At 56.8% G+C, this 25,351-nt stretch carries 23 protein-coding genes; 14 read left to right on the forward strand and 9 right to left on the reverse strand.

The annotated features are described in order from the left end of the window. Positions 1-19: 19 nt before the first annotated feature. The 6 genes from deoC (at position 20) to BLR97_RS14985 (ending at position 5,863) form a co-directional block, all read left to right on the forward strand. Entirely contained in the window at positions 20-811 is a 792-nt protein-coding gene (gene deoC / locus BLR97_RS14960; protein ID WP_422821928.1) for a deoxyribose-phosphate aldolase, read from the forward strand. Beyond that, on the forward strand, positions 811-2,163 hold the full coding sequence (deoA, locus tag BLR97_RS14965) for a thymidine phosphorylase (protein ID WP_089707329.1): 1,353 nt from the start codon (positions 811-813) through the stop codon (positions 2,161-2,163). The genes deoC and deoA overlap by 1 nt, the downstream gene beginning before the upstream one ends. After that, positions 2,163-3,407: a phosphopentomutase gene (locus BLR97_RS14970; protein ID WP_089707330.1), complete on the forward strand. Its 1,245-nt coding sequence runs from the start codon at positions 2,163-2,165 to the stop codon at positions 3,405-3,407. Before deoA ends, BLR97_RS14970 begins: the two co-directional genes overlap by 1 nt. Before the next feature lie 40 nt (positions 3,408-3,447). Then, entirely contained in the window at positions 3,448-4,173 is a 726-nt protein-coding gene (gene deoD / locus BLR97_RS14975; protein ID WP_089707331.1) for a purine-nucleoside phosphorylase, read from the forward strand. 24 nt (positions 4,174-4,197) lie between these two features. Further along, the gene (gene cdd, locus BLR97_RS14980) at positions 4,198-4,605 is read left to right on the forward strand and encodes a cytidine deaminase (RefSeq protein WP_089707332.1); all 408 of its coding nucleotides are present in this window, start codon (positions 4,198-4,200) and stop codon (positions 4,603-4,605) included. A 133-nt stretch (positions 4,606-4,738) separates the two neighbouring features. Further along, positions 4,739-5,863, forward strand: coding sequence for an aminotransferase class V-fold PLP-dependent enzyme (locus tag BLR97_RS14985; RefSeq protein WP_089707333.1), 1,125 nt, complete (start codon positions 4,739-4,741; stop codon positions 5,861-5,863). 75 nt (positions 5,864-5,938) lie between these two features. Here BLR97_RS14985 and BLR97_RS14990 read toward each other — a convergent pair whose 3' ends face one another. Then, positions 5,939-6,628: a CBS domain-containing protein gene (locus BLR97_RS14990; protein ID WP_089707334.1), complete on the reverse strand. Its 690-nt coding sequence runs from the start codon at positions 6,626-6,628 to the stop codon at positions 5,939-5,941. Positions 6,629-6,766: 138 nt separating this feature from the next. Next, on the reverse strand, positions 6,767-8,191 hold the full coding sequence (locus BLR97_RS14995) for a hypothetical protein (protein ID WP_089707335.1): 1,425 nt from the start codon (positions 8,189-8,191) through the stop codon (positions 6,767-6,769). Positions 8,192-8,327: 136 nt separating this feature from the next. Here BLR97_RS14995 and BLR97_RS15000 point away from each other — a divergent pair, with 136 nt between their 5' ends. Both BLR97_RS15000 and BLR97_RS15005 read left to right on the forward strand, forming a co-directional pair. Then, the gene (locus tag BLR97_RS15000) at positions 8,328-9,317 is read left to right on the forward strand and encodes a J domain-containing protein (RefSeq protein ID WP_089707336.1); all 990 of its coding nucleotides are present in this window, start codon (positions 8,328-8,330) and stop codon (positions 9,315-9,317) included. A gap of 37 nt (positions 9,318-9,354) precedes the next feature. After that, complete coding sequence (locus tag BLR97_RS15005; protein WP_089707337.1) at positions 9,355-9,786, forward strand: hypothetical protein; 432 nt, start codon at positions 9,355-9,357, stop codon at positions 9,784-9,786. Here the strand turns inward: BLR97_RS15005 and BLR97_RS15010 are convergent. Then, positions 9,703-12,174 (reverse strand): mechanosensitive ion channel family protein, encoded by a 2,472-nt coding sequence (locus BLR97_RS15010; RefSeq protein ID WP_089707338.1) that lies wholly within the window; start codon positions 12,172-12,174, stop codon positions 9,703-9,705. The two genes, BLR97_RS15005 and BLR97_RS15010, sit on opposite strands and share 84 nt — an antisense overlap. Before the next feature lie 141 nt (positions 12,175-12,315). Between BLR97_RS15010 and BLR97_RS15015 the strand changes: the two genes are divergently transcribed. Then, positions 12,316-13,332: an amidoligase family protein gene (locus BLR97_RS15015; protein WP_089707339.1), complete on the forward strand. Its 1,017-nt coding sequence runs from the start codon at positions 12,316-12,318 to the stop codon at positions 13,330-13,332. A 67-nt stretch (positions 13,333-13,399) separates the two neighbouring features. After that, entirely contained in the window at positions 13,400-14,083 is a 684-nt protein-coding gene (locus tag BLR97_RS15020) for a gamma-glutamyl-gamma-aminobutyrate hydrolase family protein (RefSeq protein ID WP_089707340.1), read from the forward strand. Here BLR97_RS15020 and tpx read toward each other — a convergent pair. Continuing rightward, on the reverse strand, positions 14,073-14,576 hold the full coding sequence (tpx, locus tag BLR97_RS15025) for a thiol peroxidase (protein ID WP_089707341.1): 504 nt from the start codon (positions 14,574-14,576) through the stop codon (positions 14,073-14,075). The genes BLR97_RS15020 and tpx overlap by 11 nt on opposite strands. A gap of 136 nt (positions 14,577-14,712) precedes the next feature. Between tpx and BLR97_RS15030 the strand changes: the two genes are divergently transcribed. Then, positions 14,713-15,429, forward strand: coding sequence for a glutamine amidotransferase (locus BLR97_RS15030; protein WP_089707342.1), 717 nt, complete (start codon positions 14,713-14,715; stop codon positions 15,427-15,429). Here BLR97_RS15030 and nfi read toward each other — a convergent pair. Together nfi and BLR97_RS15040 are read right to left on the reverse strand one after the other, a co-directional pair. Further along, on the reverse strand, positions 15,415-16,119 hold the full coding sequence (gene nfi / locus BLR97_RS15035; RefSeq protein ID WP_089707343.1) for a deoxyribonuclease V: 705 nt from the start codon (positions 16,117-16,119) through the stop codon (positions 15,415-15,417). The two genes, BLR97_RS15030 and nfi, sit on opposite strands and share 15 nt — an antisense overlap. 122 nt (positions 16,120-16,241) lie before the next feature. Then, entirely contained in the window at positions 16,242-17,954 is a 1,713-nt protein-coding gene (locus tag BLR97_RS15040) for a DEAD/DEAH box helicase (protein ID WP_089707344.1), read from the reverse strand. Between the two features lie 526 nt (positions 17,955-18,480). Between BLR97_RS15040 and BLR97_RS15050 the strand changes: the two genes are divergently transcribed. Further along, complete coding sequence (locus tag BLR97_RS15050) at positions 18,481-18,678, forward strand: CsbD family protein (RefSeq protein WP_089707345.1); 198 nt, start codon at positions 18,481-18,483, stop codon at positions 18,676-18,678. A 109-nt stretch (positions 18,679-18,787) separates the two neighbouring features. After that, positions 18,788-19,285: a PRC-barrel domain-containing protein gene (locus BLR97_RS15055; protein WP_089707346.1), complete on the forward strand. Its 498-nt coding sequence runs from the start codon at positions 18,788-18,790 to the stop codon at positions 19,283-19,285. An 83-nt stretch (positions 19,286-19,368) separates the two neighbouring features. Here BLR97_RS15055 and BLR97_RS15060 read toward each other — a convergent pair whose 3' ends face one another. Together BLR97_RS15060 and BLR97_RS15065 are read right to left on the reverse strand one after the other, a co-directional pair. Then, positions 19,369-20,364 carry a glutathione S-transferase family protein gene (locus BLR97_RS15060; RefSeq protein ID WP_089707347.1) on the reverse strand — a complete coding sequence of 332 codons (996 nt, stop codon included), beginning with the start codon at positions 20,362-20,364 and terminating at the stop codon, positions 19,369-19,371. A gap of 75 nt (positions 20,365-20,439) precedes the next feature. Next, positions 20,440-21,354 carry a LysR family transcriptional regulator gene (locus BLR97_RS15065; RefSeq protein ID WP_089707348.1) on the reverse strand — a complete coding sequence of 305 codons (915 nt, stop codon included), beginning with the start codon at positions 21,352-21,354 and terminating at the stop codon, positions 20,440-20,442. A gap of 492 nt (positions 21,355-21,846) precedes the next feature. Here BLR97_RS15065 and BLR97_RS15070 point away from each other — a divergent pair, with 492 nt between their 5' ends. After that, positions 21,847-23,544 carry a peptidoglycan DD-metalloendopeptidase family protein gene (locus tag BLR97_RS15070; protein ID WP_089707349.1) on the forward strand — a complete coding sequence of 566 codons (1,698 nt, stop codon included), beginning with the start codon at positions 21,847-21,849 and terminating at the stop codon, positions 23,542-23,544. A gap of 70 nt (positions 23,545-23,614) precedes the next feature. Here the strand turns inward: BLR97_RS15070 and BLR97_RS15075 are convergent, their stop codons facing one another. Beyond that, a complete protein-coding gene (locus BLR97_RS15075) occupies positions 23,615-25,249 on the reverse strand; it encodes a L,D-transpeptidase family protein (RefSeq protein ID WP_089707350.1) in 1,635 nt (544 codons plus the stop codon). Positions 25,250-25,351 lie beyond the last annotated feature (102 nt).

Consider the following 25,351-nt stretch of genomic DNA (forward strand, 5'->3'; position numbering starts at 1 on the left):
AACCCTAACACTGTGCGAGATGCCCATGAACGCTTCGATTAACGAGACTTTAGCCGCGCGCCAGGCGCTTTCACTGATGGACTTAACCAGCCTCAACGATAGCGATACCGATGCCACTATCGAATCGCTTTGCCAACAGGCGAAAACCCCTTACGGCCATCCCGCCGCCGTGTGCATCTACCCGCAGTTTGTGGTCACCGCACGCCGGGCTCTGACTGCCCACAAACTTAACGGCGAGGTCAAAATCGCCACCGTGACCAACTTCCCGCATGGCGGTGACGACATCATGGGGGCCGCGCGCGAAACCCGCGAAGCCGTAGCCTCCGGGGCAGACGAAGTCGATGTGGTATTTCCCTATCGCGCACTCATGGCAGGCGACGAAGACACTGGCCGTGAGTTGGTGGAAATGTGCCACGCAGCCTGTGGTGGGCAGGCAATATTAAAAGTCATCCTTGAGACTGGCGAACTCAAAGAACCTGCGCTGATCAAACGGGCGAGCGAGTTAGCCATTGAAGGCGGCGCAGACTTTATCAAAACCTCAACTGGCAAAGTGGATGTCAATGCCACGCTGGAAGCCGCCGAGATCATGCTCAAGGCGATCAAGGCCAGCGGCAAAGATGTCGGCTTTAAAGCCGCCGGCGGTGTAAAAACCGCACAGGATGCCTCCGAATATTTAGCCCTGGCAGCTAACATCATGGGCAATCAGTGGATTTCCGCCCAACACTTCCGCTTTGGCGCATCGAGCCTGTTGGGCAATTTACTGGCCACCCTTAACGGTACGGATCAGGATGCGTCACAAGGAGGCTATTAATGGTTTCAAATGCATCTCACCACGCGCTGCTTCCCCAGGAGCTTATTCGTCTGAAGCGCGACGGCCAGCCGCTACCGGCGGACGAAATCAAAGCCTTTGTGCAAGGCATTGCCGATGATCGCATCAGCGACGCCCAGATTGGCGCGTTCACCATGGCAGTGTTTTTAAACGGCATGAGCCGCGAAGAAGTCGTCGCCCTAACCACAGCAACGCGCGACTCCGGCCATGTAATGCAGTGGGATTCGCTCAACCTGCCAGGGCCAATCGTCGACAAGCACTCCACTGGCGGCGTAGGCGATCTGGTCTCGCTGGTGCTCGGCCCCTGGGTCGCCGCCTGCGGCGCGTTCGTGCCGATGATCTCTGGGCGCGGCCTGGGCCACACCGGTGGCACGCTGGATAAGCTCGAGTCTATCCCCGGCTATAACCCCTACCCCGCCCCGGAACGCTTCGGCGACGTTGTGAAATCCACCGGCGTGGCGATTATCGGCCAAACCGGCAACCTCGCCCCGGCGGATAAACGCATCTACGGGGTACGCGACGTCACCGCCACGGTGGAATCCATTCCGCTGATTACCGCCTCGATTTTGGGTAAAAAGCTGGCCTCCGGCCTGGACGCCCTGGTGATGGACGTGAAAGTCGGCAGTGGTGCTTTCATGCCGACGCCGGAAAAATCCCGCGAATTGGCCAAGAGTATTGCCAACGTTGCGACCCAAGCCGGCACGCCCACTACCGCGCTGCTCACCGACATGAGCCAGCCGCTGGCGCCCTGCGCCGGTAACGCGGTCGAGATCGTCGAAACGCTGGCACTATTACGCGGTGAACGACCCAACAGCCGCGTGATGCAGGTGACCCGCGAGCTCGCGGTGGAAATGTTGATGGCGGGCAAGTTGGCAGGTTCTCGCGAAGACGCTCTTGCCCAACTGGATAAAGCGCTGACCTCGGGTGCCGCGGCCGAAGTATTCGCCCGCATGGTGCACGAACTCGGCGGCCCTGCCGACTTTATGGAGCGCTCGGATAGCTATTTAGCCACCGCCCCGGTCATCCAGGCGGTCTACCCAGAGCAAAGTGGCATCCTCCAGCGCATCGATACCCGCGCCGTGGGCATGAGCGTGGTGGAACTGGGCGGTGGCCGCCTGCGCAACGACGCCAGCGTTGACCACAGCGTTGGCTTTAGCGAGATTGCCGAAGTGGGTGACCGGGTCGACAGTCAGCGCCCGCTGGCCATGGTTCACGCCCGCGACGAAGACGCCGCCGCACGCGCCGCTTCCCAGCTACGCGCCGCCATCACGCTGGGTGAAGACGCCGTGACCGCCGACACGCTACTGCAAGACACCTTCCGAGGAGAAGCCTAATGCGCCGTGCGATTGTTGTTGTGCTTGATTCTTTCGGCATCGGCAGCGCCCCGGATGCCGAGAAATTCGGCGATGCGGGAGCTGACACCCTAGGGCATATTGCCGCCGCTTGCGCGCGCGGCGAGGCCGATACCGCCGAACGTTCAGGGCCGGTGAGGCTGCCCAACATGGCCGCGCTGGGGCTGTTCCACGCCCACCGCGATGCCACCGGCAGCGTGGCCGAGGGCGTTGACCTTCCGGGCACGCTGGCAGGCGCCTACGCCCACGCCAAAGAGATTTCCAGCGGCAAGGATACGCCATCCGGCCACTGGGAAATTGCCGGCGTGCCGGTTCGCTTTGACTGGGGTTATTTTCTCGACAAAACCGACAGCTTCCCTACCGAGCTGCTCGAAAAAGTGGTTAAAGAAGCAGGGTTGCCCGACGTGATCGGCAACTGCCACGCATCGGGTACCGAGATCATTGCCCGCTTAGGGGAAGAGCATGTCGCAACGGGCAAGCCGATTGTGTATACCTCGGCGGATTCCGTGTTCCAGATTGCCGCCCACGAAGAGCACTTTGGCCTTGAGCGGCTTTATGAGCTGTGCGAAACCGTGCGCGGGCTGCTTGAGCCTTACAACATTGGCCGCGTGATTGCCCGACCCTTTGTCGGCAACAACCGCGCTGACTTTGCCCGCACCGGTAACCGCCGCGACTACAGCGTCGAGCCGCCGACGCCCACGGTGCTGCAAAAGCTCGCCGAGGCCGGCGGCGAAGTGGTGTCGATCGGCAAAATTGCCGATATCTACGCCCACTGCGGGATTACCCACAAGGTCAAAGCCAGCGGCCACGATGCGCTGATGGAGGCCACGCTTGCCGAGGTTGAGCGCACCGCCAGGGAAACCAGCGACCGCCCGACCATGATCATGACCAACTTTGTCGATTTTGATTCGGTCTACGGCCACCGCCGCGACGTGCCAGGCTATGCCGCCGCCTTGGAACACTTTGATGCCCGCCTGCCCGAGCTGTTCGCCGCGCTCAACGACGACGACCTGCTACTGCTCACCGCCGACCACGGCTGCGACCCCAGTTGGGAAGGCACCGAGCACACCCGCGAATACGTGCCGGTCATGGTGCGCGGCGCTGGCTTCGCCCCTGGCCCGTTGGGCGAGCGCGGCACCTTTGCCGATATTGGCCAAACCCTGGCGGATTTTTTCACGCTCGAGGCCATGGCCGACGGCGACAGCTTTTTATCTAACGCCGCGTAAATCACGCCGCTGATTGATCATCGTTTTTTGGAGATTCTAGATGGCAACCCCTCACATTAACGCTGCCCCCGGCGATTTTGCCGATACCGTGCTGATGCCCGGTGATCCGCTGCGTGCCAAGTTTATCGCCGATAATTACCTGGAAAATGTTCGCCAAGTAAACGACGTGCGTAGCATGTCGGGCTATACCGGCACCTACAAAGGCCGCGAAATTTCCGTGATGGGTCACGGCATGGGCATCCCATCAGTGTCGATTTACGCTAAAGAGTTGATTACCGATTATGGCGTTAAGTCGATTATCCGCGTTGGCTCCTGCGGTGCCGTGCGCGACGACGTTAACGTCCGCGACGTAGTAATCGGCATGGGCGCGTGTACCGATTCAAAAGTGAACCGCATGCGCTTTAACGACCACGACTTTGCCGCGATTGCCGACTTCGACCTGACTCAGCACGCGGTGGCCGCCGCCAACGCACAGAACGTGCCGGTCAAGGTGGGCAACATCTTCTCGGCGGATCTGTTCTACAACCCGCAAACCGAGATGGCCGAGTTGCTCAAGCGCTACGGCATTGTCGGCGTCGAGATGGAAGCCGCAGGCCTCTACGGCGTAGCGGCGGAATTCGGCGCCCGGGCGCTGACCATCTGCACCGTGTCGGATCACATTCTAAAAGGCGATTCGCTCTCGAGCGCCGACCGTCAGACCACCTTCGACGACATGATGATCATTGCGCTGGATACGGTGCTGCGCGACGACGCCGCGCACGCCTGAGCGGACAACACATAGGAAATCGCCATGAGCCAAGTCGGCCCCGTACTGGTTGAAACGCTACTCAAAACGCTGGGCAATGCCTATGCGCCCTACTCCCACCACCCGGTGGCATCGGTGATGGAGACGCCCGACGGGCAGCAGTTTGCCGGCGCCAACGTGGAGGTTGCCCACTACAAGGGGGTGTGCGCCGAAGCATCGGCGATTTCCGCCATGGCGACCGCCGGGCAGCGCGAGCTTGCCAAGGTCTATGTGATGGGGCCAGGCGAGCACCTGTGTACGCCCTGCGGCGATTGTCGCCAGCGCATCCGCGAGTTTGCCACGCCCGACACCCAGATCCTGGTGCTTTCTCGCGAAGGCGAAGTGCTGAAAACCTACACCATGGAAACGCTGCTGCCCGACGCCTTCGGACCCGAGCAATTGCCGCCGCGTTAAACCTACCGTTATTGCGCTACAGACCAGCTCCCCGTGGGCTGGTTTTGTACGTTGATTACTCGTACTCTTAAGAACAATATTTGTTGACGACCAAGTGCGCCGATAAGAGCGCATCCCCTCTTTGGAGAACGCTATGGCTGGCTTACTGCCCAACGTCGACCCGGACGGCTTACTGGAATACTCAGTGGTTTACACCGACCGCTCGCTGAACCATATGTCGCAGCAGTTTCAGGGCGTAATGCGGGATATTTCCGCCACGCTGAAAGACGTTTATAACGCCCATGCCAGCGTCATTGTGCCTGGTAGCGGCACCTTCGGCATGGAAGCGGTCGCGCGCCAGTTTGCCGTTGATCAAAAGACGCTGGTGATCCGCAATGGCTGGTTTAGCTATCGCTGGACGCAAATCATTGAAATGGGCCGTTTAACCGACCAGCACACAGTGTTAAAGGCACGGCGACTCGACCCCAGCGATGCCCATAGCCCCTTCGCCCCGTTGCCCGCCGACGAGGTGGCCGAGCGCATTCGCGCTGAAAAGCCCGCTGTGGTGTTTGCCCCCCAGGTGGAAACCTCGGCCGGCCTGCTGCTGCCGGATGACTACATTCGCACCGTTGCCCAGGCGACCCGAGAGGTGGGCGGGCTCTTTGTACTCGATGCCATCGCCGCGGGCACCTTATGGGTGGACATGCAGGCGTTAGGTGTCGACGTAGTGGTCAGCGCGCCGCAAAAAGGCTGGAGCGGCTCGCCCTGCTGCGCCATGGTGATGCTTTCTGAACGGGCAACCCAGCGCCTTTCTGAGACACAAAGCAACAGCTTTGCCTGCGACCTGGGCAAGTGGCATAGCATAATGCAGGCCTACGAAAACGGCGGGCATGCCTACCACGCGACCATGCCCACCGATGCGTTGCGCAAGCTTCGCGACATCATGCAGGAAACCAAAAGTTACGGCTTTACCAAGGTGAAAGAAGAACAGCGTGAGATTGGTCGCGAGGTACGCGCTATGCTGAAACGCCACGGTTTTGTCAGCGTCGCGGCGGATGGGTTCGACGCGCCGGGCGTCGTGGTGTGTTACACCGATGACGGCGGCCTCGTCGGCAAGCTCGCCCAGGCGGGCATACAAGTCGCTGGTGGGGTACCGCTGATGTGCGATGAAGGCGACAACTTCCAAACCTTCCGGATTGGTTTGTTTGGTCTGGATAAGCTTCACCACACTCAGCGCAGCGTCGATAATCTTGAGCAGGCAATTACGTCGATTATTTAAACCAGAAATGCCTGCTAGCCAATAGCGGGCATTTTTCGCTGTCTTCCCGCCCTGTCAGCGATACGCAGGCTAGCGTTACATATACCCTACGCCGCGCGGCATCATGCCCAGGTTGTTTTCGACTCGCGTAACCCCCGAAATATTTTCCGCCGCGACGGTCACCGCCTGCTTCTGATCGCGTGACTCGACCAACCCCCATACTTCCACGACGCCACCATCCACGATCACACTGAGATTCTCGGTTCGCACGTCGGTGTTATGTTCAACTTCATCAAGAATGGCTTGTCGAATTTGCCGATCATCTGAAGGAGATTGAGTCGGCCCCACCGCAACATTGGCGATCCCTTGCAGCAAATTAGCGCGGCTAACGATCCCCACCAGTTTGCCATCACGCAACACTGGCACGCGCTTGATATGATGCTTTTCCAGCAATCGCGCAATGCTATGTAGCGGGGTATTCTCCTCAACGGTCAGCGGGTTGGGTGTCATAACCTCATGGGCTTTACGTCCGTGCGATTTCACATACTCGCCCGAATTTTTCCCCGCGCTGAAGAGAGATAACCACCCCGAGTGTTCTTGGCCATTGTCGTCTTTTAGCCGACGCATCAAATCACCTTCGCTGATAATCCCGATCACTTTGTGCTCATCATCCACCACGGGAACAGCACTAATACGGTGGCTAAGCAGCAACTCGGCAACTTCACTTACGTTCGTGTCGGGAGCCACACTCACCACTTTAGGCGTCATAATGTCGATTGCTTGCATGGTTATCCTCCTTACAACTGGCCTTTGCGTTGTCATCATTAATATCGATGACCCCGCCCTTTCTTTAAGACTAGTTTGCTGCTGCTAATTTGCCCATGCTGACCCCATAGGGTTGGCGCTTTCTTGATCTAGCGCAGTTTATTCACCCACCTTTGCGGTACTGCTCACCTGGACTTTTTCCACCGAAACAATCCCTGACCGGCTGACCACCACTTTCCAGCGTGCCAAATGGGGCTCGTCTTCGCTGCCGGTTTCGCGAATCACCAGGCTAAACAGGTGGCGACGCTCGACGCTTTCACGCACGGCCTGACCTTCCTTCAAGCGGTATATGTCATGCTTTCCTTTACTCATCAGTCGCGTCAGCATGGAGATATCCAGCGTCAAACTTTCCTGGGTATGTTCATAGCCACTTAAAAAACGGGTCGGCGACATTCGTGAACGCGAGCGGTAATGCAGCACCATTTCTTCGCGCTGAGCCACCGTTCGACGGCGCATCTGCTGAATTTCACTGTCCAGGGAGGCGTAGCGCTTATAATCGAACCACTCGAGTTGATGCCCGACGAGCACGTTCCGGTTGGGATCCACATATTGCCGCCGCCACTTGGGCCGCCCACGGCGTAGCCAGCGCCATAGCGTGTTGCGTAGGTCGTCTTTAAAAACTTCGCGCATGGCGTATAGCACGGCCATGGCGATAACAAATAGCGCCGTGATATCGCCCAGCGTATCGCGTAGTCGCAGTACGCCAAACGACACAAACGCCATGACCACGGCGGTGGCCAAGGCTTTGACGGCTTTTTGCTCACCGCCGCCAAGCTCTTGGGAACGCTGTTTAAGGGTGATGGGATACTCTATTAAACGGCGTAATAAGCGCATCTTATTCGACATGCGGGTGGGGTCTTCCATTACCCGTTCGGAATTGTAATGCTGTTCACGCCGATAATCGGCTTCACGCTGGCAAATCGCCACAAAACGGTGACGGATAGGGGTAAACTCGCCGCCCCTAGGCATATGGGCAACCAAAGCCAATAACTGCTGTTCGGTAAACCACGACAGGTAATTATCAATATTGGCGAAATATTTATACAGCCGTTCGTCTTGCGGCGGATTGCGGCGCAAGCGTTTCAAGAACCCCTCGCTTAAGTCGCTCAGTTCTTCTAACTGATTAAGCAGACTGGCGACGTTTGTGTTGTCAGCTTGGTTCTTGTCTTTGGCTTCGCTACGGCGTATGTCCCGCGCCGTGGCCAACATCGAGTGGGTGGAAAGTTCCATGCCTCCCACGTATTGGTAGGCATAGAGGCTAAGGCTCAATCGGTACGATTCACTATCTGCCTGGTTACGGCTTACCAGCCTGCTGTGCACCAATGGCAGGTGATATTCGTCGCTGTAGTAAGTGCGCGACACGTGAATAGCCGAGTGATAAAACGCTTCCTCTGAAATCAATTGAGTCGAAAGGCCTAGCTCACCTGGTATAAACAAATAGACATCCAACGTGTGGGAGGTCTCTTCTTTTAATCGCCGCGAAATACGCAGCTGATAACTATTTTTACGCTCAACATTGATCAACTAACCAATCTCCTACTTCCCTGGATATGGCGATGCGATACCATGACATTGTCTCAGGTAGGTGAAGGACTTGCCTTAACGGACGCCTGCCGCCACTATTGCCCGCTGTTCACCTTTTCGTATTGGGAGCCTGGGAATGTCCATGGCCCGTTTTTCACCCTTTGAGCTGGTGCTAATAAATAGCCGCAGCCAAGTGGATACGGCAACGCTGTTATTGCTGGCCTGGGTGCTGGTACACCGCCAGCACGTATCTGAAGGTCAGCGACGTCGCCGCTTGGCTCAGGTCACGGCGCAGTTTCGTCATGGGCATGAATTAGGCCCGGTTATGGGCATTGCCCACAGTCAGAATCTTCAAGCCATTCAGTTGGCTGCCGAAATTCTCCGCAAAGAGTGCTCGCCGGAGCGGAGTTTAAGCGTCATACACCAGTCGATTGCCGTCGCCACCGACGACGGCGAACTATCGATGGCAAACCATTATATCCTGCGTTTTCTTGCGGATTTACTCAACGTCACCCCGACTACGCTAAGCACACTGTTTTATGAATTAACCGGCAGACCATTTTCAACGCCAGAAGACCCCAGTCGCCATGTCTACTGGGAGCAGCACAATCCTGATTATTTTACCCAAAAAGCGCGCGAGGCCGCCGCTGAGCAGCAAGCCCGTGAAGACGCTGAAGAACAAGCCCGCCAGAAAGCCCAACAGCGCGAACAGAAAAAACAACGTAAACAACAAGAAAAGCAGCGCCAGCAGGAAGAAGCCCAGGCACGTCAGGAAAATACGCGCCAAGAGCGTGCCCGAAAGCAACAGCGCGACGAGCAGCAACGCCGCGAACGGGCGCGGGGTGAGCAGGCCAAGCACGACCAGGCGCGTCGTGAGCGTGCTCAGGGTGAACGTCGCCAGTGGCAGCGCACTTCTCTACCCCCCGACCGAACGTCACGCGCCTTAGCCGTGCTTGGGTTACCGCCGGGTGCCAGCCGTAGCGACGTGCGCATCGCCTACCGGCGCATGGCTCAATTGCATCACCCAGACCGCTTCTACACCGAGAGCGAGCATAAAGTAGCGCTAGCGTCCGCCCGTTTTCAGCGCATCAAAAACGCGTATGATTACCTGATGCAAACCTACTAAACCAACATGGCGAAGACCACGGAATAATAAAACCATTATGCGCGATTTGTATCAACGCCTATCGCTTTCATCCAAGGCATCCGAGCAGGAAATACAGCACGCTGTAACGGGCTGTCAAAATAGCGCGCTGCGCCAAGATGCCGAGACGGTACTCACGGTTAACGTGCATCGTGATACGTATGACACGCTGCACCATACGCTAAGTGACATTGGCTGCTTGCGCGCGCGGTTAGGCTTAACCCACGGCGCGCATTGGCAAGGCGATGTGGCCAATGATTTTTCAATGCCCCCCGACAATGCCATTTCACGCCACGATGAACTCGTTGACCGCGTTAGCAGCGCGGTCTCACTTTATAACCGTTGGCGGCGTTGGCGTGGCCCATGGCTACTGATCGCCATGTTCGCCACCGGGGCCGGTATCGGCATCGTGATAGGGTTTGCCCTTCGTTTGGGACTTGCGGCCGGGTAACCCTTTGTCTTGTTTGTTCCCCCTGCGCTGCCGTTCATCCTTTTTGATTTCGGCTTGGGTCGGCTTCGGTGCGGGTTTTGGCGGCGTCGGCGGCTCTTTTTCCTCGGCGGCCTCCTCAGTCGCTTGGCTGTCCTCGACCGCGTCGCTATTGCTTTCCAACTTCATATCCACACTGCCGTCCGGCACCATGGGGCCACCCACCTGACCTTCCATGCTAACACTCAAGCGTGGCACGCCAAGATCAACGCCATCGGCTTCCATGCGCTGTTTCAGCATCAAGTTAAAAGCTCGCGCTACGTCCCACTGCATTTCCGGTGCGGTACGAAAACGCATGCGCAACATGGCACCGCCATCGTCAAAGCTGTCGATACCCTGCATCTCCAACGGCGACCAAATATAGTGGCGCATCATCGGATCTTTGCGCAGTTCCTGGGCGGTTTCCTGCATTAGATGGATGGCATCATCGATTTTCATATCATGCGGAATGCGGATACGCATCAGCGCGATACCGAACTGGCGCGACATGTTGTGGATCGATTCGATGCGGCTAAAGGTGATGATATGCACGATGCCATCAAGGTCGCGAAGCCTGACCGTACGCAGGGTTAGACCTTCGACCGTGCCCATATGGCCGTTGATTTCGACGAAATCGTCCACCGCTAGGGAATCTTCGATCAGGATAAAAATCCCCGTGATCAAATCCTGCACCAAGGTTTGCGCACCAAAGCCAATCGCCAGACCAATAACACCGGCACCCGCCAAGAGCGGCGTCACGTTCACCCCTAAGTTGGCGAGCCCGGCGATGACCGCGATTATTAGGATGGTGATAAAGATCACGTTGCGAATCATCGGCGTGATGGTTTGCGCGCGGGCCTGGTTGACTCGCCGCCCTCGCGAGCGCGTCGATGAAATCAACGCCCGCTGAATGGCGGTATCGGCAAAAATCCAGACCAGCCAGGCCAGCAGCACCGTGGCGCCTAAGCTTACCAACGCAGGACCAATCCGCGCCCCCGCTAAACCGCGTTGACCTAAACCAAACATTGAACTGCCCCAGACCTGCATCGACAGTTCAGCGAATACCACCCAGGCGCAAATGTGCCCCAGTACAAACCCAAAGCGCTCCAGCCGTTTACGATAATGGCTGTGCCGACGACGGCGACGGCGATGCTTGCTCAAACGCTCGGCTTGACGACGTAGCAAGCCAGTGACGACCAACGTTAACACCAGCAGGCTAGCGGAAATAATCGACCGGGCCAGGGCCGTGCCCACGTCGCCGACGGTAATAAAGATCGCTAGCAGCGAACCGCCGACTAACAGCAGCGCGGGAATATGCCATAACCCGCCGAGGGCGCGAATCATTTCTACCGCAGCGCTGGCATCGCGGCGTTGCTTGTAGGGACGGTTACATATCAGATGGCGCACTGGCCGCTTGAACTTGAGCACAAAGCGTGCCGAGATCACTGCCGCCAACATGTTGGCAAGCACCGAGACCAGACTCGACAGCTCGTTGCCCAGCATTTCGACAATGCGGCTGGAGTTCACCGCGTCACCCAGCGCAATCAGCGCGCCAATCACAAACAGCCCCCGCAGCGCTTGCTGGTGCAACAGCTGCACGGCGACGAAGCGATGCCCACGGCTGAAGAACGCAACGACCGTTTCGAACACCACCGACAGCAACCGGCCACAAACGCAGATATACGCCACCACCAGCACCATGGTACGGCCAGGGCTGTAGGGCATCAGTTGACCAATCCCCAGGGTAATTGCAAACGCCAATATCCAAGGCAGCATGCGACGCAAACTATGCACGACCATCAGCCAGCCTTTGGGGTCGCGCGGCAAATCCAACGGCCAGTCACGGCGATTGGCAATCACCCGGCCAGCACCGATCATTGCCACCAGCAGCACGCCCCATATCACCGCGAGGACTGCCCCTTCGGCCACCGCGCGGATCGTTTCGCCCCGACTCGCGCTACTGACGACCGCTCTCAGCTCTTCGCCCCCGTGAACCAGTTGGCGTTGCCACTCATCAATGGGTGATCCACCCGCCTGGGCCTGCTCACCAATGTCGTTAAGGGTATCCGCTAAGGCGCCCAGCAGCCCCTGGTGAACCAAACCTTCGTCTCCGCTCGCCTCTTGTGACGCAGTTTGCAGTTCGCGCAGCGAATTGACTAATTCGCTGCGCCGTTCTTCGTCTTCGAGCATCGAGATCACGTCGTTCAGCGAGCCTTGAAAATCCTCACTGCTAACGTCGTTCTGCTCTTCTGAACCGCCGCTGGTCAGACTGGGCAGCGAGATTGATTGCGCCTGAACCTGGGATGCCACGCCCCCCATCAGCACAATGAAAACAAGGCTTAAGACAGTGTTAATTAGCCAGTGCGTTCGCACATATTACTCCTGAACCAAGGCGTGAAAGGACATCGACGCATGATTATCCCAGCGAAGGACTCGCTAAGCGAATATTCTCAGCCCGCGTGCGTGACTATGATAGGCTGAGCGCATGAATCGTTCACCTCAAAGGATGCCGAGATGACGTTGGATGCGCCACCTAACGGACGGAATACGAAAGGCAATACTCGGCATGTCGGTGTCGAAATTGAATTTGCCGGCATACCGCCCCGCGACACCGCACTGATTGTGCGTGAGCTGTTTGGCGGCGAGCTTAACGTGGTCAGCCCCCACCGGCTACTCGTTGAGAACACTCGCTGGGGCGAATTTGGCATCGAGCTGGATACCCAATATGCCCACCCTGACAAAGCGCTGATCGAAGAGAGCCATGAGCAGGACGGCGAATGGGCGCGCCAACAGCACCAACATCGCCTGGAATTCCACCGCAAAACACGCGAGTTGATCGGCGACATGGTGACCGGCCTGGTGCCTACTGAAATCGTTTGCCCGCCGGTGCCGTGGGACGAGCTAGCCGATTTAGACACGCTGTTTGAATCATTGCGTTCTCATGGTGCCAAAGGCACGGATGCCAGCTTGCTCTACGGCTTTGGATTACACCTCAACCCTGAAATTGAGCGTAGCGACGTGGATTACGTGCTGGCAATGCTGCGCGCCTACCTGCTTTTGGCCAGCTGGCTTCGCGATGAGATCAAGGTGGATATCACCCGGGAGGTGCTCCCCCACGCGAACCCCTTTCCGAAAGACTACGCGCTCAAGGTTTTAGATAACCAGTACTCGCCCGATATCGATACGCTGATTGACGACTATCTCGATTACAATCCCACGCGTAACCGGGAGCTGGACCTACTGCCGTTATTTGCCTATCTACGGCCGGATCACCCTCACAAGCTGCTGCATACCGAGCTGGTCAAAGCGCGTCCAACGTTTCACTATCGACTGCCCAACGCACAGCTTTCAGAACCTGACTGGGGGGCCGTCACCGAATGGAATCGCTGGGTCGCTGTTGAGCACCTGGCCGCCTCCCGAGAAACGCTTGCTGCTCGCTGTGCCGACTACATTGCCAAGCAAAATCGGCCTTTTTTCACGCGACTGACAAGCCGCGTCAAACGTTGGTGGGCCGGCCGCTCTTCAACATAACACCGACATTTTCACCTTTACTCATTCATCTTGACTAACATTCACCTTGACTAAAGAGTGCCGTTGCATGGCTCGCCCGTTAATTGGCATTACCACCTCTGATGCAAAAAGCCAGCTCGCCTGGTGGTTCGACTGGTTCGCCGTTTGGCGTCACGGCGGGCGACCACTGCGTTTGTCTCCCGCCAGGCCCAAGCCCGACCACCTGGATGGGCTGATTATCGGCGGTGGCGATGATATTGAAGCGTCTCTATATGGTGGGGAGGTGCAACTGGACGTGCGCCTGGATCCTGCCCGGGATGAATTGGAGCTCAACCTGCTAGAGCATTTCATTCCTCTGAATACCCCGGTACTGGGAATATGCCGTGGCGCCCAACTGATTAACATACACCTAGGCGGCACCCTGGATCCGGATATTTACACCACCCATGAGGGATTGAAGCGTCGGCGTACAGTGCTGCCGCGTAAAACGGTGGATATTGTCGGGGCCAGCCAGCTTCACCGCTTACTTGGCGTGACTTGGTGTCGGGTTAACAGCCTGCACCATCAAGCCGTTAACCAAGCCGGCCAGGGTATCGACATTGTCGCCCGCGACCGCGACGGTTTGGTTCAGGGGATTGAATCGCGGGATCACGATTTTCTGATTGGCGTGCAATGGCACCCTGAATGGCTCATTTTCAACCGCCCCCAACAGCGCTTGATCCGCGCGCTGGTGGCGGCGGCGGAGCGTCATCAAGCGGGCATTACGCGTTGAGCACCGCGAGTGCTGCGTCGTAATCCGGCTCGTTTTTCAGTTCGCTCACCAGCTCGCTGTGTATCACGCGGTTGTCGGCATCCAAGACCACGACTGCGCGGGCGCATAGCCCTTCCATCGCGCTATTGCACAGCGCCACGCCCCAAGCTTCCTGAAACTCGCGATGGCGGAAGGTGGATAGCGTTTCAACCTCATCCAGCCCTTCTGCGCCGCAAAAGCGCTTCGCCGCGAAGGGAAGGTCGGCGGACACCACCAGCACTACCGTGTTCTCAAGCTTAGAAGCAAGCGCGTTAAACTGCCGGGTCGACATTGCGCAGGTCGGTGTATCGACACTGGGAATGATATTGAGCACTTTGCGTTTGCCTTGATAGGACGCCAGGGTGACATCCTGAAGCTCGCTATTGGTGAGCGTCATGGCGGGCGCTACTTGCCCTGGGGTAGGCAAGCTACCGGCGACATCCATGGGTTCACCAGCACGGGTTATCTGTTGCATATCAGTCTCCTAAACGTTGTATGGGGTAACCAATGCACCTTATCATGGTAATCAACCCGGTAGGCTATTGTTTCCGTTTAGTCACTCCGCTGAACACCACACAACGTTCTCGCGCAGCGTCAGGATAAAACGTCAGATGTCCTCTTTAGTGATTATCAAAACCGGTGATGCCTTCCCGGAAGTCGTCGACCAGCACGGTGATTTTGAGCAGCTTTTTATACAGCAGCTCCGCGAGGCGCTACCGGCTCCTTTAACGATAACCGTTTGGGATGCACGGGATCAGACGCCGGCTCCAGCGCCTTCATCGTTTGCCGGCGTCATCATCACCGGCTCGCACAGCATGGTCAGTGAAGCGCCGCCGTGGAGCGAGGCGCTAAAACCCTGGCTCCAGCAAGCGCTGGCAGAGGACGTGCCGATGCTCGGCGTGTGTTACGGCCACCAGCTAATGGCCGCCGCGTTTGACGGCATTAGCGACTTCCATCCGGCTGGGCGGGAGTCCGGTACCCGTCAAGTACGGCTCACCCAGGCAGGCCAGCAAGACCCCTTATTTAGCCAATTGCCTACCTGTTTCCCGGCCCACCTTACCCATGCCCAATCGGTCATGCAGTTGCCGCCCAACACAACGGTACTTGCGCATAACCACCACGACGCCTACCAGGCGCTGCGCTATGGACCTCGCCAATGGAGCGTGCAGTTTCACCCGGAATTTACCGTCCCTATCATGCAGGCCTACATTGCGCGCCAGCGGGCAGCGCTGCGTGATCAAGGCGAAGATCCCGAGGCATTAATCAGCGCGGTTCGCGATACCCCAGAGGCAACGGGCCTGTTACAGCGCTTTCTAGCGTTTATCTAACGAACGCCGTTTTTGATCACGCCGTGAGGCCAGCCGATCCGCCAAGCGCGTCGGCTCGGGCAGTTTGGTACGCCCCAGGCAACGCATCACCCACTTAAGCGAAGTCTCCAACGTAAGGCGATGCCCTGGGGACACATACACGGGCTTAACCCTAGCGCGGGAGCGCAAGACGGCTCCAATGATCTCTGTACCTGCGTAAAGTGGCTCCCAGTCGCCACGCTCCTCGCCCACCTCCGCGTGTGTGCCCGTCAATCGAGATTTGGCAATACCAATGGTCGGCAACTCCAGCCATAGCCCTAAATGAGCGGCAACGCCTAGCCGACGCGGATGGGCGATGCCCTGCCCATCGACCATCACCAACTCGGGCTTGGTGCTCAATTTTGCGAAGGCGCCCAGCGCGGCGGGGATCTCGCGAAACGACAGTAGCCCGGGAATATAGGCCATGCGTGTTGGCTCACGATGCACCACCTGCTCTACCACGCTAAAGTTTGGCGCGCTCGACGGGATCCATTGTAAAACCACCACCGCCGCCCGGGTGGTGGCGCCCTGGTCTTCAAAGCCAATATCAACCCCGGCAATATAACGCACCGGGTCAATACGGTCGCTAAGCACCAGCCGCTTCGCCAGCTGGGTCTGCAGCGCAATGGCCTCTTTGGGCGCCAGGTTCCACGGGTGGAGTGGTGTCGACATGGTTCCTCCCTGATCTACCGTCATCCAGGTGAACAAGGTAGCAAAAAAACGCCCCCGCGCCTGGAAAGGCACGGGGGCGTTGGGATCTACTCCGTTGCCGCCTGGCGGCAGCCGGTTAGTCCTTAGGCGCGTTCGCGACGGCGAATCGGCGCGTCACCGTTGTCACGGCGGCGTGGCGCTCGCTCAGGCGCGCTGTCTTCGCTGATTTCCAGCGGACGACCGGCAACCCGGGCGCGAGCCATTTTAGTCAATATGGTTGCTGGCAAACCGTTCGGCAGTTCAACTACCGAGAAGGCATTGCGAATATCGATACGGCCAATACGTGCCCCTTCGATTCCCCCTTCGTTGGCCAGTGCGCCGACCAGTTGGCCAGGCTTAACGCCGTCTTTATGGCCAACGGAAACGCGATAGCGGGTCATGCCTTCGCTAGGAGCGCTTGAGCGTTCACGGCGGGCACCCGGCGGCTTACCGCCAGACGCACCATCACGCGAGGGCTTCTCTTTGCGCGGCGCTTGCAGGCGACCAATCGGTGCTTCATCAGCGCGGGCCATGGCGGCAAACGCACAGGCCAGCTCAATGGGGTCGTGGCCTTCTTCTACCAGGCGCTCTACCAGCGCACGCTGCTCGTCGGCGCCCTTGGTCAGTGCCGCCACCACACGGAGATGGAAGACTTCGTCGCGGTGCGCACGAATAGCGGCTTCGTCAGGCAGCGGCATTTCGGTCATTTTCTGACCGGTCGCCTGCTCCATCCAACCCACTTTACGGCCTTCACGGAAACCGGCAAAGGTAATCGCGATACCGCTACGTCCGGCACGGCCGGTACGGCCGATGCGGTGGGTATAGGCTTCGGCATCCTGGGGCAGGTCGTAGTTAATCACGTGCGTGATACGCGGCACATCGAGACCACGCGCGGCGACGTCGGTAGCAATCAGCACATCAACTTTGCCACGCTTCAAACGCGTAATGGTACGCTCACGCAGGCTCTGGTCCAGATCACCCGACAGACCTGCGGCGTTGACACCACGGGCCGTTAACTGCTCGACCAGGGTGGTACAGGCCGCACGGGTACGCACAAAGACAATGGCCCCATCGACCGGCTCAACTTCGAGAATACGTGCCACGGCTTCCAGCTTAGCGCCGCCGTCAACGCGCACAATACGCTGCTCAATGTTTTCACCGGTGGTGGTGCCCGACTCAATCGCCACCTTCACCGGGTCGACCAAGTAGCGGTTAACAATGCGCTCGATTTCAGCCGGCAAGGTAGCCGAGAAGAACACGCGCTGAGCTGCTTTTGGGGTATCGGCAACCACGCGTTTCACGTCGTCGATAAAGCCCATGCGCAGCATTTCGTCAGCTTCATCCAATACCAGCGCCGAGAGGCCATCGAGTTTCAGACTGCCGCGGTCGAGGTGATCGATAATACGACCGGGGGTACCGACGATGACCTGGGCACCACGCTTCAGCGCGCCTAGTTGCTCGCGGTATTCTTGGCCGCCACACAGTGTGGCCACTTCGAGGCCTTTAAGGTTTTGGCCATACTTACTGAACGAGGCGGAAACCTGCTGAGCAAGCTCGCGGGTCGGTGCCATGACCAGCACCTGAGGTTCGCGGCGGGTCAGCTCTAAACGTGACAATAACGGTAATGCAAACGCTGCGGTTTTGCCGGTACCGGTTTGTGCTTGGCCCAGCATATCGCGGCCTTCCAGCAACGCAGGAATCGTCTGCGCCTGGATCGGCGAGGGAATTTTGTAGCCCTGTTCTTCAACAGCAGACATAACGGCAGGCAATAGAGCCAGATCGCCGAAGCTCGGCGAGGCGACAGAAGTCGAGGTCATTAATCACACCTTGGTAGGCCGGTTGTTCCGGCAAAAATCATCGTAAGCGTCTCTGACTCTGTTAATGATGCGCACCAACAAGCAGCATCAAAGAACATCGGTCCGCAAAGCGGATATCGTCATCAGTGGAGTCGGAGACGCCGGTCGCACCTAGCATCCGGATTGACCACAAATTAGTGGGGCAATCCGCCGTGGCGACCTTACTGCGCCGATTTCACCCGTTTGGTGAAATGCTGGAGGCGCGCCATCTTCACAGCAGCGAACATCGGCCTTTAGCGAGATGTTCCAGCAAACGTTGCTTTGCAGCGAGCTCTTTCTAGCTAACGGCTCATAACTACGCAGGCAAACGCTTATCGTCGTGATGGAGGGGTCAACACATGCGAGGAGCGCGCATACTAACACTGCTACTAACGTCTGACCAGTTTTTTCATGCGCCTTTTTTCGAGCACCCGCCTTGCAGCGTGGCTCATTTAGTCTAACCTGAAAGATGCCTTATCAATTTCATGGCACCTCAAGGAGTGATTCGATGAATTGGGATCAAATCGAAGGAAGATGGATCGAAATGAAAGGCAAAGCACGCGCCAGTTGGGGTGAGCTTACCGACGATGAACTGGATCAAATCGGCGGCAAACGCGAACAGCTCGTGGGTAAGTTACAACACAAGTACGGCTTGGCGAAGGATGAAGCTGAGCGTAAAGCGGATGAGTGGGCAAGTTCTCTTTAACCCTTCCGTACCTACCCCCTCGCAATTTGTAATTTCCTCAATAGCCCCTATCATCGCTAATCCAGCGGGGTAACCGCTATTGAGTTTCGTAGCCACAAGGAGAGATGCTATGCGTAAATCAATCATTACTACTGCCGTTAGTGCAGCCCTATTGAGCGGCGTTGCCTTTAGTGCCAACGCAGCCTCCAGTGAGCCTCAAGGCATGTACTCGGCTGACGACATTATGGATGCTGATGTCTATCTCGAAGGCAACCCCAACGAAGAAGTTGGCGATGTCGATGACATTCTGTTGAATGAAGAGATGAAGGTTAGCTCCCTCGTCGTCGAAAGCGGCTCGGTATTAGGTCTTGGCGGGCGTGAAATCGTCGTCAACGCTGATTATTTCAGCCTTGAAACTTATACCGACGGTGATGACACCGAACATCGCGTCTTGATTAGCGCGTCTGAGGACGAAGTTAAAGCGTTCCCTACTTATAATCGCGAATGGTGGGAACAGACAAAAGCGAATGCCCGCGATGCTTGGGAAACCACAGAGGAAAGCATTGAAAGCGCTTGGCAATACACACGTGAAGCCATCGCACCCGACGATAACGTCGACGAACAATAAACGTCTCGTTGTCATCGCTTACGCACATCAAGCGTAATGCCAAAAAAGCCACCGCAAGGTGGCTTTTTGTGTCTGCCGATTAACTAGTTTTTGCGGCGCACGCCCCGCCCCGACAACCGCTCGCGGTCGTGGGGGCGATCGAGATCTAACTGCGGCCCTACCGGCACAATGCGCGTTGGGTTGATCGTATCGTGGCTATAGTAATAATGGCGTTTGATGTGATCCATATTGACTGTCTCTGCCACCCCAGGCCATTGATAAAGCTCACGCACATAGTTAGCCAAGTTGGGGAAATCGTCGATACGCTTAACGTTGCACTTAAAGTGGCCGTAATAAACCGCATCGAAGCGTATCAAGGTCGTAAAAAGCCGAACATCCGCTTCAGTCAGCCACTCTCCCGCCAAGTAGCGATGCTCTTCTAAGCGCTTTTCCATACGCTCCAAGGCTTCGAATAACGCATGCACATGTTTTTCATAAACGTGCTGCTCGGTGGCAAAGCCTGACTTGTATACACCGTTATTAATGTGGTCGTACACATCAGCATTGACCTCATCAATAACACCGCGCAAATCTTCGGGATAGAAATCCAAGTCGTTACCGGTTAGCTCATCAAAGGCGTCGTTGAGTATACGCACCAGATCGGCGGATTCGTTATTGACGATGGCGTTGCGCTTTTTATCCCACAACACGGGAACTGTTACGCGTCCCGTATAGGTGGGATCCGTCATGGTGTAAAGTTCGCGGTGGTACTCAACTCCATTAATGGGGTCACCGCTTGCGCCTTCGTCTTGGTGATAAGTCCAGCCCTGATCAAGCATGAGTGGGCTAACATGCGACGTGCCGATGACCGACTCAAGCCCCTTTAGCTTTCGCATAATGAGCGTGCGATGCGCCCAAGGGCAGGCAAGCGATACATAAAGATGATAACGGTTCAATTCAGCTGGATAGCCATCGCCCTGAGCATTAGGGTTATCGCCAACCCAGTCGCGCAGTTGGGCCGATTCACGAACAAATTCACCGCCGTGCTTCTTTGTGTCGTACCACTGATCGTGCCATTCACCATCAATAAGCAACCCCATCGTCCATCTCCTTAATGCGTTAGCGTATGGCTAGCATACGCTTGGGGTTGGGCGACTCAAGCGGATGTTTTAGCGCTATTCATTCGACACAATCGAATCCTGCAAGGCGCACTCGCGGACGGCTTGGCGCAACGCCGCCGCCATTGCATGCGCGGCCGGCCCCGCCTGATCCTGATCTCTAAAAATTAGTTGAATGGGAACCTCCCGAATGCTGCCCGCCGCTAGCGGGAGCGGCTTGAGCTGCCCCTCACGAAGCTCTTGTTTAATTCGCGTTTCGGGCATCCAGGCAAAGCCCAGGCCTCGCTTAAGCATATCGAGCGACGTATTCAGATGACTGACTGTCCAGCGCTGCTCAGCTTTTAGCCATCCGGCATTAGTGGATTGTCGAAGTGCGGAATCCCTCACCACTAGCTGACGGTACTGAGCAAGATCGCGTAAATCCAACGACCTTCCCAACCGATGAAGTTCATGACTCGGATGGGCAACGGCGACAAACTTCACCATCACCAACGGCTCGCCAAGAAAGCCCTGCGCTTCAATGCCCGATATCACCAAATCGGCGCGGCTATCGTAGAGCATTTCAATGCCGCCATTTAACACGCTTTCAAACAGCTGAACGCGGACTTGTGGGTAAGTTTCAGAAAACCACTCCAGGGCTTTGGCCTGAGCGGCAGCAGGAAACACTTGATCAATGGCAAGCACCACTTCCGCCTCGAGCCCAGCCGCCAGTCGCGATGCCACATCTTCCAGTGACTCGGCACTTTCAATCAACTGCCGGGCCCGGCGCAGCAGCAATTCTCCCGCCTCGGTCAAACGAACCTGGCGACCCACAGGTTCAAGCACCTGAACTCCCAACTGCTCTTCTAATTTATGTACCGCGTGGTTCAGCGTTGAAGGGCTTTTATGCACGGCCTCAGCAGCCCGAGCAAACCCTCCATAATCAACCACGGCAGCGAGCATCTGCCACTGTGCAAGTGTTACCCGAGACATTTCGATTTCCTCGATGCAAAATAGCGAAACAATCGGCTTAATCTTCGAAAAAACCCCTCTAGAATGCCAGTAAATGCCATTGATTACCGTATCCCGAACAAACTATTCTGCATGATCATCCAATTTATTCACCCGTCCCCGCCTGTAAACCAACATCTCAGCAATCCTTAAACGCAGGAAATGTTAGACACGACTTATATAACAGCTTTACAAAACGCAAATTACATCTATCCTTAGGGTTCAAAACACGGACGTGTACTAAGCATTAGGGTCAATGCTGAATTTTACAAAGATGACGACGACCCGCCGTTACATTTATTAGCAAACAGTGTTCAAAAAATAGTATGATTTGCATAGTTCTTGCTTAATTAGACGCAAGTTCATTTTATGTATGGATGTACAGTCTAGGCACCCCCGCTATCATGGGTTATGGTTCATCTGTTTATTCGCTTTTGTTACTTATAAATCACGAACTCGGCGGTCCATTTACTCATGTTGCGAATCCTTCATTCGCTGCCCCGCACGCATAAATTGTTATTGTTACCGGTAGCCACCATGGTTACGGTGCTGGGCACACAAAAATTATTAACGACCTATCATGACTTAAACCAACCTGACACTCCCATGGAGAGTGTGTTGGTTCCGCTTCCAAGTAATTCCACACCGGGCGTACCGTCGCTTCACAATGAACGTACGCCCGTTGCCGATGCCATCGGCCGCGCCTCTCGGGCCCTGGATGCCACTCGCGACAACATCCCGCTGAGCGACTTAAAGGCTACCGAAATTGTTGACCTGGACGTCATTGAAGGCGCAGAAGCCGACATCAACGTACAACCCACGAGCGAGATAACGCCTGAGTCCTCAGCGTTTGCCATCGCGTCCGACATACCAACACTGAATGATGGCGCGCTGCACATGGCCGTGGTAGTGGGCACGCTGACCAGCGGGATGCTGGACGTCGACAACGATGTCGCCACTGAGATTGCCGACGCGACCTCCTATGAAGATTATGGCGTTGACCTTTTTAGCGATATATCTTTCCTCGATATGGAGCTTGCCGCCGAAGAGCCGTTTGTGCCTGAGTGGGAAACCCATATTGTCGAACCCGGCGAAACCTTCGCCATATTGGCTCAAAACCAGTTTGGAATGGGTTATAGCGAAGTGCTGAGGCTGCTTGACGACGTACCCGACCCCAAAATGCTGACCCACTGGCGAGCAGGCCACAGTTTCGACTATCAATTAGATGAAGAAGGCCGATTGCTGTCGCTACGCATGATGAAAAACACGCGCGAGGGCGTTTTAATTGAGCGCGAGGCCGATCAGTTTGCCATTACCAGCATTGAGCGTATCGGCGAGCCGGTTCAGCGCCTTTACGCCGGCACCGTGAGCGGTAGCTTTGCCCGCTCAGCCCAGTCAACGGGCTTGAATAGCGGAGCCGTCACAGAGTTAACACGCCTGCTCCAGAAAAAACTCGATTTTCGCCGCGACAGCCGTCGCGGCGATCGTTTTCAAGTACTGGTCGAATCCGACATGATTGAAGGCGAAACACTCGATTCTCGCGTACTGGCAGTCAAATACCAGGGTGAGCGGATGGCGCTGACGCTAGTGCGCAACGCTACCGACAATAACTTTTACACCCCTGAAGGCAGTAGTTTGGATCCGGCTTTTGCACGGCGCCCCTTCGAAGGCAATTACCGCCTGAGCTCTAGCTTCAACCCTCGCCGCAAACACCCGGTGACCGGGCGCATAAGCCCGCATAACGGCACTGACTTTGCCATGCCGATTGGCTCACCGGTTACGGCACCTGCCAACGGTCAGGTTGAACGTGTCGCCAACCACTACGCTGCCGGACGCTACATTGTCATTCGTCACGATAACGGCTACCGCACGCGTTATTTGCATCTGTCCAAGCCGCTGGTCAGTCAGGGAGATCGTGTCGAAATGGGCGAGCGCATTGCACTCTCGGGCAACACCGGTCGCAGCACCGGCCCGCACCTTCATTACGAGGTCATTGTGAACAATTCGCCGGTTAACGCTATGACCGTTGAGCTGCCCGAGAACACCAGCCTAGATGGCGATACGTTAATCGCCTTCCAACGCCAAGCGGCGCCGATGCTGGCAGCACTTGATAGCGGCGAAACAGGTACCATTAGCTTGGTCGGCTACGCATCAGAAGCTGATAGCCAATAACCCAAACAGTCGCGATCCAAAAAAGCGCCACTTCGTGTGGCGCTTTTTTGCTTCAGTCACCGCCCGCCAGCTAACCCGACAGCCGCTCGGGTTGACGCAGCGCCGCTTCCACATCCGGGTCGTAACCATAGATGTCCGGCCGAAACTCAACGTCACCCTCCGCGTTTGGCCACGCGGTTAAATAATGCAAGGCTATCGGTACGCGCTGAGGCAAACTCAATTGCCGATCACTTTGCTCGCTGGCGATTAACCGCATTAACGGCGCAGAGCTGCCGGTATCCTGAAGCAGCAGCTGAGCAAACTGGGTAACGCCTTCCACTCGTATACAGCCGGAACTCAGCGCTCTCTGGGGTCGCTGAAAGAGCCCCTTGGCCGGGGTATCGTGTAGATAGATCATGTGGCTGTTGGGAAAACGCACCACTAATCGACCCAAGGGATTGGCGCTTCCCGCCACCTGACGCAACATGATGCTGCCTGGGCGCTGCCAATCGACGTCTTCGGCCGCCACAGGGTTGCCATCAAAATCAATGACCTGGATATTTTCCTCGGCAAGGTAGCCAATATCCTCGCGGACACGAGGCAACACGTCTTCGCGCAATATGGTGGGCGGAATGGTCCAGCTCGGGTTTAACGTAAAATGGGTAATTGCCGACTCGATAACCGGCGTTGCCCGCCGCGGCGTCCCCACCACCACGCGAGTCTGCCAGTGTTCTCCACTAGGCCGAGTGTAATGTAACCGGTAGCCGGCCAGGTCTACCCACACGCTCGGCGCATTCTCCCCCTGAGCCCCCATCCACCGGGCACGCTCAAGATTCACCTTGAGCTGTTCGACCCGCGATGAGAGCGGAACATTCAGCGCACGACGCGTCTGATCGCCAACCACACCATCTTCCTCAAGCAAATGACGCCGCTGAAAACGTTTGACGGCCGCCGCGAGCTGAGCGTCAAACTGGCGTTGATCCGGCGCCTCAACGTCTATGTGCGGATATGCCTCGGGATTGGCAGCCAACAGATGCGGTTCACCCCAGCGGGTTAGCCGCTGACGAAGTGTTAGCACATCATCATCCTGATCCCCGGGGCGTAGCAACTGCTTGCGACTGACTAAATCGGGCACGCTTGACTGTGACGCACGCGATTGAAAATCGGCAAGCGCGGCCTTTAACTGACGATATGCCGAAGAGTCAGGCCGCGCCTGCTCAAGCGCCGCCGAAATATCCAACCGATTAATCGCGTCGACCACCCGCGCCATGGAATAGCCGCGAGCAGGCCGCTCAGAATCCCACTGAGCGGTTAGCTGACGAGGATTTACCTGACCGCGATTCAAATGCTCCAGCGCTTGCAACAGTGTTTGACTCGCCTGGGCCTCAAACGCGGCCTGTGCAGCAACGCCCCCAGCCCGGCTACGTTCAAACGACTCCATTAGCGATGCCGCTGCATAATTTTCGTGGTTTATCCCGTCTTGCTCAAGCTCCTTAAGCCCCTCCACTAGCGCTTCCACGCTCGCCGAGGTAGTCCATATAGGCTGATGGTTACGGTGCTGGTAGAAGCGCTCAATCGGCAACGACTGGTCGCTTGCCGCCAAACGTGCCTGAAGCGCCTCCCGCAACGGTGGCGATGTATCCGCCCCACTGCTACTAACCATGCCCACGCTCAGGCAAAGCGCCACCCCTATCGCCCATCGTCTTAATGGCTGCCGCTCGTTCATTGCCCTCTCCTTGCGTTACTATGTCGCTCCGATGATGCTGCGTACATCCTTGTTATCGTAGTCGGTTAGCGACTGCTTCACCGCGTTCTACTTGTCAGGATG

Source organism: Vreelandella arcis (assembly GCF_900103865.1).
Lineage (GTDB): Bacteria > Pseudomonadota > Gammaproteobacteria > Pseudomonadales > Halomonadaceae > Vreelandella > Vreelandella arcis.

What these genes read in the sequence shown, in the direction of transcription:
- deoC (WP_422821928.1), top strand. Translation starts at nt 20, where the DNA reads ATGCCCATGAACGCTTCGATTAACGAGACTTTAGCCGCGCGCCAGGCG.
- deoA (WP_089707329.1), top strand. Translation starts at nt 811, where the DNA reads ATGGTTTCAAATGCATCTCACCACGCGCTGCTTCCCCAGGAGCTTATT.
- BLR97_RS14970 (WP_089707330.1), top strand. Translation starts at nt 2,163, where the DNA reads ATGCGCCGTGCGATTGTTGTTGTGCTTGATTCTTTCGGCATCGGCAGC.
- deoD (WP_089707331.1), top strand. Translation starts at nt 3,448, where the DNA reads ATGGCAACCCCTCACATTAACGCTGCCCCCGGCGATTTTGCCGATACC.
- cdd (WP_089707332.1), top strand. Translation starts at nt 4,198, where the DNA reads ATGAGCCAAGTCGGCCCCGTACTGGTTGAAACGCTACTCAAAACGCTG.
- BLR97_RS14985 (WP_089707333.1), top strand. Translation starts at nt 4,739, where the DNA reads ATGGCTGGCTTACTGCCCAACGTCGACCCGGACGGCTTACTGGAATAC.
- BLR97_RS14990 (WP_089707334.1), bottom strand. Translation starts at nt 6,628, where the DNA reads ATGCAAGCAATCGACATTATGACGCCTAAAGTGGTGAGTGTGGCTCCC.
- BLR97_RS15000 (WP_089707336.1), top strand. Translation starts at nt 8,328, where the DNA reads ATGTCCATGGCCCGTTTTTCACCCTTTGAGCTGGTGCTAATAAATAGC.
- BLR97_RS15005 (WP_089707337.1), top strand. Translation starts at nt 9,355, where the DNA reads ATGCGCGATTTGTATCAACGCCTATCGCTTTCATCCAAGGCATCCGAG.
- BLR97_RS15015 (WP_089707339.1), top strand. Translation starts at nt 12,316, where the DNA reads ATGACGTTGGATGCGCCACCTAACGGACGGAATACGAAAGGCAATACT.
- BLR97_RS15020 (WP_089707340.1), top strand. Translation starts at nt 13,400, where the DNA reads ATGGCTCGCCCGTTAATTGGCATTACCACCTCTGATGCAAAAAGCCAG.
- tpx (WP_089707341.1), bottom strand. Translation starts at nt 14,576, where the DNA reads ATGCAACAGATAACCCGTGCTGGTGAACCCATGGATGTCGCCGGTAGC.
- BLR97_RS15030 (WP_089707342.1), top strand. Translation starts at nt 14,713, where the DNA reads ATGTCCTCTTTAGTGATTATCAAAACCGGTGATGCCTTCCCGGAAGTC.
- nfi (WP_089707343.1), bottom strand. Translation starts at nt 16,119, where the DNA reads ATGTCGACACCACTCCACCCGTGGAACCTGGCGCCCAAAGAGGCCATT.
- BLR97_RS15040 (WP_089707344.1), bottom strand. Translation starts at nt 17,954, where the DNA reads ATGACCTCGACTTCTGTCGCCTCGCCGAGCTTCGGCGATCTGGCTCTA.
- BLR97_RS15050 (WP_089707345.1), top strand. Translation starts at nt 18,481, where the DNA reads ATGAATTGGGATCAAATCGAAGGAAGATGGATCGAAATGAAAGGCAAA.
- BLR97_RS15055 (WP_089707346.1), top strand. Translation starts at nt 18,788, where the DNA reads ATGCGTAAATCAATCATTACTACTGCCGTTAGTGCAGCCCTATTGAGC.
- BLR97_RS15060 (WP_089707347.1), bottom strand. Translation starts at nt 20,364, where the DNA reads ATGGGGTTGCTTATTGATGGTGAATGGCACGATCAGTGGTACGACACA.
- BLR97_RS15065 (WP_089707348.1), bottom strand. Translation starts at nt 21,354, where the DNA reads ATGTCTCGGGTAACACTTGCACAGTGGCAGATGCTCGCTGCCGTGGTT.
- BLR97_RS15070 (WP_089707349.1), top strand. Translation starts at nt 21,847, where the DNA reads ATGTTGCGAATCCTTCATTCGCTGCCCCGCACGCATAAATTGTTATTG.
- BLR97_RS15075 (WP_089707350.1), bottom strand. Translation starts at nt 25,249, where the DNA reads ATGAACGAGCGGCAGCCATTAAGACGATGGGCGATAGGGGTGGCGCTT.